This window comes from Halopseudomonas laoshanensis (genome assembly GCF_008365385.1).
GTDB classification, from domain to species: Bacteria; Pseudomonadota; Gammaproteobacteria; order Pseudomonadales; family Pseudomonadaceae; genus Halopseudomonas; species Halopseudomonas laoshanensis.
In genome coordinates, this window is sequence record NZ_QOVF01000007.1 from 1 (window position 1) to 11,407 (window position 11,407).

The following is an 11,407-nucleotide window of genomic DNA, read 5'->3' on the forward strand; positions in this document are numbered from 1 at the left end:
CTACAACTGGCTGAGACCACATCAATTCAATGATGGTTTAGCACCTGCCAGGGCAGAGGAAAAACTTTATCCACTGTCCGGAATCAGTTGACCACTACAATCCGCGAAAGTACCCGATTCACTGAGCTAGGTTCCCCCTCTTTAGCGAAAAGCGAACCAACGAAAGGTTTCCCCTTCTGCATATGCTTGACGCGGCGGGAAATTCTTTGCCCGATTGTCATAGCAAAACTCTTATCTGGGCGGAAACTGCCTCCTCAATCAATGCGCGGGGATGGCCCGCCTCTGGCGGAAACGATCGCGAGTTCCGAAGCCCAATGCGACCTGTCTAGCTCCCACTGTCGCCACCGCTTCCAAACCTCGGATGGTAGATCGCCATAAAGAGATCCCTCGCCTTGTCATCATGCTGTTCACTAAACAAATAATCTTCCAGCTGCCCGACTCTCAGCACATCTTCGGCAGAGGGATAGTGGCGCAGCAGACGCTTTGCTTCCCTCTTAATTTCCTCCGGCATGCATGGATTCCGAACTAATTCCTGTAGGAATTCTCCGGTTTGCTTGACGCTGCGACTACGTTCACTTGGCAAGGTCATACGGACTCCTTTTTTAGCTCGGACCCTTATGCCAGAGCGATTATTGTTCCGGTAATAATTTTCAATAATTGGGGCTCAGCCGTGTAGCGCCGAATATGCGTCCTGGATCGCGTTCTTCAGCACCCATTTGGGGAGGCCAGTTACGCTTCGTAGCTGTCGATATGCCTGCTTACGAGAAAGCGAGCAACCTCCTGTCAATTCGTCGGCGAAATGCGCAACTGCTGCGTTTCGGGCGGTCAACAGCATCCTTTCTCTTTCTTTCCTTAACAAGTCCCTCCTGACGGCTCGCAGCCTCGCTACAATCGGAGCATACCGATACTCGAGATAGCCGACCGAGACCCATAACCGACTTGCTAATTCTGGAATGGTTGGAGGCAACGCTTCGCTCGCTAGCGCCCGCTTCAATGCACGAAGAATCCTAGGGTGGTCGGTTTGGCTCCTTCGGCGCGTGAGCATGAAGCTTGGCTTTAGCTCGCATACCCAGGCAGCACTCAAAATCCCTGAACAGAGATGCGCTTCCCCAGCCAGCAAAGGGAAGAGAGGGATCCCGAGCATATATGCGAAGCGCCTAGCGCTCTGGAAACTCATCTTTGTTTCTGAATGCAAAGCACTGAGCAGCACGTCTCGTGATAGAAGGTCATATAGCTCCTGCTCCATGTCATATCTCCAGTAGTGATCGAAGATCTTTTCCAAGGAGATTCGTGGCCCTGAATCCGGCAAACTATTCGGGCGACAAGTCGCCAGGTCGATGAAAAGCTGGATGACGTCGTGATCCTCTCGATCAAAATTGGTACCGCAGCTTAAGGCGGGTCGAGACACGGCATGCGCCCAGAGCGAGACGCCACAGAGCTGGCAATGATCCAGAGGCCATTGCTTTCGATAGGTTTCCTGCGGTTCAGCACAGGAAGGGCATGTTTGTTCAAAAGGGGTTTTGTGAGTCGGGCAAGCTACAACGGAAGCCATATGCCATAGGAGCTTGAAATAGGGAGGGATACCAAACGTAGCCATTTCAGAAAAGCAATGGGGGCACCAACGGAACCCAGCGATGACTTCGTCCCCAGAAAGGCTCAATGGCCCGTTCATAAACCACAAAGTACCCTCCGTTAGAGTTACAGACGCAGCCGACTCAAACGCTGCCACCAAAGCTGTCGTCGCCAAACTTGGCCTGACGAGTTCTTGAGGTTTCCTGTAAAAGAACATCGGTTTACGCTCCCCGTCTGTGCGAGTCACGTAGCGAATAATTTCTCCTACATAAACGCCATGCTCTAGAGCTGTACGATGCACATAAGAAGCGAACGATTCGACATCCGGGGAGCCGACGCCCTCCAAAGCCATTCGAAACAAGCTCATACCGCACCCCCGCCGCCAGATCGGTTTCCCTTTTCGTAGCGTTTAGGGTTGCGATTGAATGGCTTCCCTACAGGTTTTTTTGGCGCCGCGGGACTGCTGGTGACAATTTTTGAAGGACTGCGAGGCGAGCTGTAGAGAAGTCTTTCGCCCTCGGCTATTTCCTTTGAGATTTCAAGCAAATCCGAATCAGACATCATGGTTTGTTCGAGCAACCGCAGATCTAACTGGCAGTCGTTGAGATGCGCCAGCGTCAACGCATGCTTCAACCAGCTTTTTAGTAAACCAATGCACCCGCACGTTCGCTCGTGCAAATATTGGGTGTGCGATACGAGCAAATTTGATAGCACACTGTCGCCCATCGCTTGTTCGAAAGCCCGGCAGATTTTCGCAAATTCTAATATCTCTTCTTCTGCTGCCCCGTAGCGTGAGAGGTGGATTTGTTTTTTTCTCCCAAGCATGTGCGGCGAGTTCCGCAACACTTCCAAGATGGGATATGCCCCGACAACCACCAGAACGAGACCAGCAGTCTGTGCCAGGCATTTCCACGAATCCATGACGGCGCAGGGAGCCTGGCTTTGCTTGCTGGCGTATCGGACATGCTGTGCTTCATCAATGAATAAGTATCGTACGCCACGATGTTTTAAAGCCCGTTCTAGCGCTTGCCTGAGTATGCTTTCAGTCGAACGCTCAATCTTGTTGGCGGCGGTTAAGGTTAGGGCGTCGTCTCCGTCCATGCTCAGCATCGGATGCCGCACCGCTTCTAACAATCGCAGAGTGAACGCTTTTGTAGAAAAGGCGCCATTGGGTCCGGCGTTTACTGCTTCCACGCATATCACCGGCAGCAGGCCAGTCTCGGTGAAAGCGTTTCCATTCTCAAGCTGCCGTCTCAGCTCGTGAATCAGCCTAGACTTTCCTGCTCTAGAAGGCCCGACAATACAGACGACGTCACCTGCACTGGCCATGGTAAGAACGGCGAACGCTTCTTTAAAAGCGTTGGTCCATTGCCTGTGGCTAATTTTCATTTCCAGAACATTACCAGCGGGAGGCCTAGTCATAGGAAGCACTCCAGCTATCAACCTCAAGATCGTCAATCGACTCGGAAAGCAGGCTGTCCAGGTCTAGGGGTGCGTCCTCGTGTTGCTCAAAATCGACGCTAACTGCTGGCTCAACCGGAGCGCCGACATCTACGGAATATGAGCGAATAATTCGACAGAGGTCTTCGTCGTCCATCATTCGTATTTTGTTCTTAAGCCCATAGGTCTCGAGTTTGACTAGTCCCTCGCCTAGCTGCTGGGACCCGGATTTGACGTTGTATACTCGCATTCCGGTGCTTTCACAGGTAACCCACCGTTGGTTAATGCACGCATACACTACGTGTGGGTTTTCGGGGTCCAGCCTAACCTGGAGAGAGGACTTTCTTCCGCGGACAGATGCTAGCTCAGGTGCGTAATACCAATCGGTCCCTACATGAATCCCACGTGTCTGATCGACCTTGAAAGCTTTGTAATCCACCGCCGTCATCATCATGAACTCAAGGTCATAGTTGATCTCGCGCGCAACGAACGGGTACAAGGCTTGGCGGCGCTTGAATTCTGTGTCCGCTGCGACAAGCTCACCGCCTCTGAGCTTCCCGTTCCTCCAATTGCAGAAAGCCTTTAGCTCTTCAAATGCCCGAGCTGGAAACATAATGGCTCGCTTCTTTGGCGCACATTTACCGTCAACGCTCCTGGCCTCCTTGTAGTCAGCTAGATTCCCGGGACGCTGCGACAACCATTGTTGTTTGAATTCGCCGAAGAACCGCTCAACCTGAGAGCCAAAACGCGGATGCGAAGCTGGCCTCAGCGTGTAAGTAATTCCGTAGTGAGCCGTGAGAGATGCCATGTACGTCGAGCGGAATTCAGCACCTCGGTCAACTATAACCTCGGCCGGTAGGCGCCGGTGTAGCCGAACGCACTCCCGGAAAATCTTGCTAACGGCACGAGAGGAAGGAGAAAGAAACGAGATGGTTATCGCGAGTACGTAAGAACTGTAGAGATCGATCATGGCAGTAACCCAAGGCCGCTCCACATACACTGTGCCGTCGGACGAGTAGACGACGACATAAATGTCTGCAAGGTAGTGGTCTATGGCGGCACGCTCCCAGGGCAAGCGGGAACGCAAAACACGCTTTTCCGGGTCGGTGGGATCTGCCACCGCGTTGGCCGCGCGTTTGCCCCCCCGCTTCAGGGCGGCGTAGCGAGCAGGCATTTGCCCCAACCTGGTATCGAACGTTTTCTGGCTTACCGGATCCAGCCCTGGATGCACCTCCGCCGCCATGACCCTGTACCTGACGTATGATCGGTACTTCGACAGCCCGGCACTATTCGCATGTTCTCCAGACAGGTATTGCGCTAAAAACTCTTCAACTTCGCGCCCCAGCCGCCGCCTACGGTTACCGCTTTGATAATATTTTGGCAGTAGTGACTGAAACGGGGAGAGACCGCAAACGGCGCCATCCGAAACGGTCTTCTTCGATCGTCTTGTAGACCGATTTTGCGGTCCGTCTTCCAAATCGCTCAGCCTTTTCAGGGCATGTTCTGCATCCCTCAGAGTCGGCACCCTTGTTATGCTGACACTTCGCTGGCTAACCGGCCCCGTCACTTGACCCGCTTTGAGTAGTTCACGTCCCTCTCTTAACAACCTTGAATCGCGCGCCACCACGCAGCCCTCTGCCTCCGAGAGAAGCGCACCGCGCAGATCCGCTACTATTTCACCCTCGTCAATCAGCTTTACGAGTGGTGCGAAGGTGTCTAAACCGACTGCACGACGCAACTCGTCTAGAGTCCAAGCGAACTGCTCTTCCAAAGCCGACACCACTTTCGCTCTAACATGAGCAGGCACCGGAGGACTCGATCGCGCTTGCAGCATGAGTTCGGTATTTGCTACCTGATAGGCCATATCCGTCGAATATACGAACACCTCGAACCGGATGCCTATCTCACTGAATGCTGTTTCCGCTGGAAGATAACCAACTACACCATTGGACCGGCGAACCCAGTCCGAAGGATAGCGACTTACAAGCTCATCGATGCTTTCAGAAGTCTTAACCTCCACGACTAACGGGCCATCCGTAGTCAGCAGCAGGAAGTCCGGATTGTACTGGCATCGGATTTTCCGGCCGTTCTTATCATGCCGCTCAACTTTTCTCGGCTCCGGCTGGTCCCAAAGCTCCAATACGCGGCTGTCATACTCGCTTAGAATGAAAAAGGCCGTTTCCGCCGATCGACTCTCTATCGAAACGGATCGATTAATCTTGGACGAAACCCTCCAACTTACGAGGTTGGATATAGCGTGAGTCCCCACCATTCGTGAAGCTTCGGATTCGCGCGTATTTTGGATGTACTGTTTTGCGTTTCTCGACAGGTTAAAGCTAATGCTCTGGTAGTGAAGCATCTCTATTTCTGTAAGCATAAAACTCCCCCTTGGACGGAGGCCTCGCTAAAAGCGCACGTGCGAGCCTCCGAACCCATTTATTCGGATAGATGGGCTTGACGCGGCTTTAAAGAGGGAGAGATACTGTGGCTACCACACCGGAGCATGTCTCCTTCAAAGAGCCGAGGCCAAGCGATAGCTTGCTTCGGTTTTTTGTTTTTACGTCATACCTTCCCCCTCTTCTTCGTTTGGCTGCTCACGCAGCGAGGCTAGCCAGCGCGCAATGTCTCTGGCTAGAGCATATTTTCCTCTCCGACGCGGTATCTCAAAAATCTCCACGGGCAGCGTTTTCTGTTCGACCGCTTTTCGGAATGCGTGACGCGAAGGGTATCCGAGGCTCCGTATTAGCAAATCGCCAGAAATAAGCGGTCCACCCTCTTTCATCAAAGCGGCTTCGAGCTCTGCAGCAAGTGACATGAGACCCTCCTCAGCATGCGCCGGCCATACTCGCATTCTACCGACAGGCTTTAAGATGAACTAGACTGTCATTTCGCCCGCCAAATCTAATGGAAAAAATTCAAATAATGCAATTAATTCAATCACATAGATTTCCGCGCAACTAGACCGGCATGCTTTTTCGAAGCCGCGCATCCTCTTCGGATTCGCACACAAGATCCCTCCAGACTCGGACTTGGTGCGCCGCGCTCCAAGCTGCGTCACGAATCAAAAGTGGCTGTGGTTTAGAGGCTTTGATGTCAGCTTCATGCATCAAAGCCCGAGAGGACGGCACGACATCCGGATCTGGTCGGTGGCACAAATATCTGCGAGGAGAGATCTATCCTTCTAGACGTACTATTCTTCTTGTAGAAAGTCGTTTCCCAAATACTTCTTTTTGGATTGAAGCGCCGCTATGGCGGTTAATCAGCGACGATCATGTTGAAGAAGAGGTGCTCGCGAACGTGATCGTCAATGCCAGGCCTCACCTAGCGACACATATCAAGCCGCGAGACGCGTCTCTGTCTTCGCCAATAACGATCAACTCTTTGTGGAAGCAGGGCGATTTACCCGCTTTCGAAGCGCTTTTAGGCTTGATTAGGCATGCTGAACTGACCTCGGACCTGGGGCAATACGTTGAAGCATCGTGGGCTGGGCTACATGTAGCATCCTTCTTGAGTATCAGCACTCCATTGGAAGCAGTGCGGGACGAGTTCCTACAACTGTTGTGGAGAAGATTCTTTCGAACTCTTCGGGACATCTTATCGCCACTTGGCGTCGACTATCAGCTCCAAGCAGAAGCGACCCGCCTTAAACGGATCCTTGAAACAGCGACGCGAAACGGCGTAATAACCGGACGCCGCAAAGAGAAAGCTCGCTTCGCATATTGGATAGCCAAGCAAATCCATCAAGCCAAAAATGGTAGTTCGCCATGTGAGACAGACGATCTCTTGGCTCTGTACCTGCAGAAGGGAGCGGCCAAAGCCGCGCTTGGCTCCCAAACGAATTTTATTGACGCGCTTCGTTTGTTCGAATTTAGCAGTTCATTTTCGCTCAACGATGATCGTGACTTAATGGCCATGATCAAGGAAGACGGAAGACACATTTCCAATCACGCTAGGTGTCTTTCCGGCTAAGCCGTGACCTCTTCGGGCGATCGATGTCGACGCCGCCCTGGCTAGGCGTCAAGAGAGAGGCCAAACTATGGTATTAATTTCTGGCCAGACTATGGGTGTAAGAACACTATCAGCAGCATCCTTCCCGCTTTATCGCCACTCATACATCAGCCACCGCCGACTTCTTCGTACGCCTGGCCTGAAGCCATGCGCGGGTATTGTCGCCCAGCACCAGCATGCACGGCGTAATAAACAGCGTCAGTACGGTGGCTATGGTCAGCCCACCGGCAATGGCACTGGAGAGCTGGGTCCACCATTGGGTTGACGGTGCGCCGAAGCCCAGGCTCGGCTCCAGCAGGTTCACGTTGACGGCTAGTACCATCGGCATCAGGCCCAGCACTGTGGTGATGGAGGTGAGCAACACCGGGCGCAGCCTCAGGCAGCCGGTTTCATGCGCGGCCTCGATTGCCGAGGCGCCTGCGGCCCTGATCTGGTTGTAGGTATCGATCAATACAATGTTGTTGTTCACCACAATGCCCGAAAGACCAATGATGCCCATGCCGACCATGACGATACCGAAAGGCTGGCTGTTGATCAGTAGCCCCAGCAGTACGCCCGCGGTAGAAAACACGATAGCCGACATCACCAGCATGGCCTGATACCAGCTATTGAACTGAATCAGCAGAATCAGCAGCATGAGGAAAATTGCGGTCACGAAGGCGGTGGCGAGGAAGCTGGCAGCCTCCTGCTGATCTGCGCCCTCACCCGCCGTGTTCACACGCACCCCGGCTGGAAACTCCAGACCACTATTGAGCAGCGCATTGAGACGTTCGCCCACCTGAGCGCCATCAGCCAGATCAGACTTGATGGTTACTGCGCGGTTGCCATCGATCCGATTGATCACACTGGTTTTAGGCGCAGGCTCCACGGTGACAAAGTTACTGATGGGCACCTGCCCCCTGGGCGTCTGCACGGTTAACCGGGTCAACTCCTCGATGGAGCGCCAGTTTTCCGGGAAACGCACACGTATATCCACTTCATCACTGGCGTATTCCGGGCGGTACTTCGCCAGCAACAGGCCGTTGGTGACCATTTGCACGGCGTTACCCACTGTGAGCACATCGGCACCGAATCGGGCTGCTGCGGCACGATCCACGTTCACCCGCCATTCAATACCGGGAAGACTGCGGTCATCTTCGATATCGACAAAACCGCCAAGGCTGTTCATTTTCGTAACCAGGAGCTCGACCGCTTCGTCGATGGAATCCTGGTCCACTCCCGTCACCTGCAATTCGATCGGCTTACCCGCTGCCGGTCCGCCTTCCTGCTCGCGAAACTCGAGAATGATCCCGGGAATATCTTCGGTCAGAACGCGCATATCATTTAGGATCTCAGCCGCGCGGCGCCGTTCGTGCCACTCGGTGAACTGGAACTGTACGGTCCCAACGACATCCGGAGGCAGCTCACTGTTGGCAGTCGCCAGCGACCGCGCATAAAGCGCCTTGACCTCAGACAAGCCCAGCAAGCGCTGCTCTACCCGCTGCAACAACTCATCGCGCTCATATATGGATAGATCTCCCCTGGCCCGTACCAGTACCTGCGCAGACTCAGGCTCCACTGACGGAAAGAACTCTACCCCGTGGTTGAAGCTGCCATAGGCGATAAAAATGACCACCATCGCCAACAGCATGCCGACAAAGGTCTTGCCCGGCCGCCGCAGAAACTTCGCCAAAAGGTTGCCATAGGCTTTGCCCGCACGGCTGACACCTGCGTCCGTCACCGCTGGCTTGTGCCGTTTGAGTGAGCCCAGCACCGGCAGGAATATCAGCGCCATGACCAGCGAGGCAAGCAGCGCGATAATCACGGTCGCAGGCAGGTAGCGCATGAATTCGCCGACCATCCCGGGCCAGAACAGCAAAGGCCCGAACACCACAATGGTGGTGGCGGTGGAGGCGATAATCGGCCAGGCCATACGCTCTGCAGCGTGGCCCCAGGCCTGCCGGGGGGATTGACCTTCGGCGATATTCCGGTCAGCCAGCTCGCTGACTACGATGGCTCCATCCACCAGCATGCCGGCCACCAGAATCAGCGCAAACAGCACGATCACATTCATGGTGAAACCGATCAGATAAATCACCAGAATCGCCGCGAGAAAGGCGCCGGGAATGGTAATACCCACGAGCAGCGCGGAACGCACGCCCATGGTGGCGACAATCAGAATCAGCACTAGCACTACGGCGGTCAGTACGTTGTTCAGCAGATCAGACAACATGCTTTCGACTTGCGTGGACTCGTCCATGATGTAGTGCACTTCCAGGCCCTCTGGAAAGTACTCCTTGGCTTCATCGATCAATGCGCGGGTCTGTTCGGTAGTCGAGATAATGTTCGCGCCAGCGCGCTTTTTGACTTCCAGCACCATGGCCGGTTGTCCGTTAATCCGGGCAAAGCCCAACGGGTCCTTGAAGCTACGGTTGAGAGTAGCCACGTCAGCAAAGGTCACCACCGTATCGCCATCAACCTTGACCGGCATATTCAACATGTCGTCCAGGTCCTCGACCACGCCCGGCACCTTGATTGACATGCGGCCCTCACCGGTATCCAAGCTGCCAGCCGCCACCAGGCGGTTGTTGTTGGACACCAGGTTGAACAGCTCCATATAGTCCAGGCCATAGGTTTCGAGGGCCTGGGGGTCAACCACGATCTCGAGCAGATCTTCCCGGTCGCCGCCGATTTCCACTTCCAGCACTTCCGGAATACCTTCGATTTCTTCCTGCAGCTGGCGCGCAATAAATACCAACTCACTCTGCGAAACCGGTCCCGCCAAACCCACAGACATCACCGGAAACAGCGCAACGTTGATTTCGTTTACGGTGGGCTCGTCGGCTTCGCTGGGCAGCTTGCTGCGCGCTGCATCGACCTTCTCCCGCACATCGGTCAGTGCCTTGTCAGCGTCGAAACCGGCGTCGAATTCCAGCATCACTGACGCGTGGCCTTCGCTGGAGACCGAGGTCATCTTCTTGACCCCTTCCAATGAGCGCAACTCATGCTCCATCGGCCTTACCAGCAGGCGCTCGGCATCTTCCGGACTGATACCGTCCAGTGTCAGTGACACGTACATCATCGGGATGGCGACGTCGGGATTGGCTTCCTTGGGGATGGCGTTATAGGCAACCAGCCCGCCGATGAACAGAAATACCAACAAGGTAATCACAGCGCGGCTGCGATCAATCGCGGCGTGGATCACTCTACTCATTCAGCGGCACCCATACCGGGCCGAGCAAGGGGCGACACCGCCTCCGATTCCGCGTCCGAGGCGGACACTAGCTTGGTTTCCACTTGCTGCCCAGGCTCTACAAATCCCGCGCCCTGGGTAATCACCTGCAGCTTTTCAGGCAAACCTTCCACCGTGGCGCCGTCATTGGTGATAGCTACTACCCGGACCGGGTAATTGATGACCTGCCCACTCTCGTCCACCGCATGCACGCCCAGCTGGCCGTCCGGGCCGAGCCGGAGCAGCGCCGGTGAAAACTGGTGCGCCAGTACCGGCGGCAACTGAATGCGCAAGGTAGCGCTGCCACCGGCCACGCGCCAAAGCTCGGGGTTCTGCGCCTCGATCTCAACGTAGAAACTGCGGGTTTGCGGATCGGCAGCCAAGCTGATAAAGCGGACCACCCCCTGGAGTTGCCGCCCGCCAGTCACCTCCAGAGTGACCTTTTGCCCCACGGCGACCCTGCTGGCGTCCTGTTGCGGTATGTGCGCGGTGGCCTTCAAGCGCTTCACATTCACCACGGACATAAGCTCGGCACCAGACTGCACCAGCTCACCCACATCGACGTGGCGCCGATCAACCACCCCATCAAACGGAGCAACCGGCCGGTTGTACTGCACGGCCAATTCCGCCGCCTCAAGCTCGGCTCCGGCTCTGGCCAGCTCGCCCTCAAGCCGCACTATTTCCGTTTCGGTGGCATAGTTGGAGGCGCGCAGTTTGCGAGTGCTTTCAAGCTCGGTCTGACGCAGCCGGTAATTGGCTCTGGCCTGGGTCAATTGCATACTGCGCCCTTCATCGGACAGCTCCAGCAACACCTCACCTGCCGACACCTGATCGCCCTGTTGCCTGGACAGTTGTTCCACCCGGCCGGACACTTGGGCCATCACCTCAACCTGCTGCCATGGCTGCAACTGCCCTTGCAGCACTTGCTCTCTGGCCAAGGGCTGAGCCACTGACCAGCGGGTTTCAACCTGATGCAAGGTCTCCTCGGCAGGGGCTTCAACCAATGGAGCCTCGTCCTGCGCGCTGCGCTTCTCGCCCAGCAGCAACCACAGACCCAGCACCAGCGCCATCAGAACGGCGAGCCAAACAGGTGAAATCCGGCGGGAAAACGTGTTCTTGTTGAGAGCAGCACTCACGGAAAATTCCTTACAAAAAAGTCAAACCAGATTGAGCGGC

General features: G+C 55.0%; 8 protein-coding genes. 1 reads left to right on the plus strand and 7 read right to left on the minus strand.

The genetic code is table 11. The annotated features are described in order from the left end of the window. Window positions 1-325: 325 nt before the first annotated feature. The 5 genes from DT594_RS16235 to DT594_RS16255 form a co-directional block, all read right to left on the minus strand. The gene (locus DT594_RS16235) at window positions 326-589 is read right to left on the minus strand and encodes a BPSL0761 family protein (protein ID WP_096346831.1); all 264 of its coding nucleotides are present in this window, start codon (window positions 587-589) and stop codon (window positions 326-328) included. A gap of 75 nt (window positions 590-664) precedes the next feature. After that, window positions 665-1,939, minus strand: a complete 1,275-nt coding sequence (locus DT594_RS16240) for a TniQ family protein (RefSeq protein WP_096346832.1) — start codon at window positions 1,937-1,939, stop codon at window positions 665-667. Next, entirely contained in the window at window positions 1,936-2,994 is a 1,059-nt protein-coding gene (locus tag DT594_RS16245; RefSeq protein ID WP_149333868.1) for an ATP-binding protein, read from the minus strand. The genes DT594_RS16240 and DT594_RS16245 overlap by 4 nt, the downstream gene beginning before the upstream one ends. Continuing rightward, the gene (locus DT594_RS16250; RefSeq protein WP_149333870.1) at window positions 2,987-5,389 is read right to left on the minus strand and encodes a DDE-type integrase/transposase/recombinase; all 2,403 of its coding nucleotides are present in this window, start codon (window positions 5,387-5,389) and stop codon (window positions 2,987-2,989) included. Before DT594_RS16250 ends, DT594_RS16245 begins: the two co-directional genes overlap by 8 nt. 180 nt (window positions 5,390-5,569) lie before the next feature. After that, window positions 5,570-5,827: a hypothetical protein gene (locus tag DT594_RS16255; protein ID WP_149333872.1), complete on the minus strand. Its 258-nt coding sequence runs from the start codon at window positions 5,825-5,827 to the stop codon at window positions 5,570-5,572. Between the two features lie 275 nt (window positions 5,828-6,102). On the opposite strand from DT594_RS16255, the gene DT594_RS16260 reads away from it, so the two are divergent. Then, window positions 6,103-6,981, plus strand: coding sequence for a hypothetical protein (locus DT594_RS16260; RefSeq protein WP_149333874.1), 879 nt, complete (start codon window positions 6,103-6,105; stop codon window positions 6,979-6,981). A 139-nt stretch (window positions 6,982-7,120) separates the two neighbouring features. On the opposite strand, the gene DT594_RS16265 is transcribed toward DT594_RS16260, so the two are convergent. Together DT594_RS16265 and DT594_RS16270 are read right to left on the minus strand one after the other, a co-directional pair. Next, window positions 7,121-10,213: an efflux RND transporter permease subunit gene (locus DT594_RS16265; protein WP_149333876.1), complete on the minus strand. Its 3,093-nt coding sequence runs from the start codon at window positions 10,211-10,213 to the stop codon at window positions 7,121-7,123. Continuing rightward, window positions 10,210-11,367, minus strand: a complete 1,158-nt coding sequence (locus tag DT594_RS16270) for an efflux RND transporter periplasmic adaptor subunit (protein ID WP_218574546.1) — start codon at window positions 11,365-11,367, stop codon at window positions 10,210-10,212. The genes DT594_RS16265 and DT594_RS16270 overlap by 4 nt, the downstream gene beginning before the upstream one ends. Window positions 11,368-11,407: the final 40 nt, after the last annotated feature.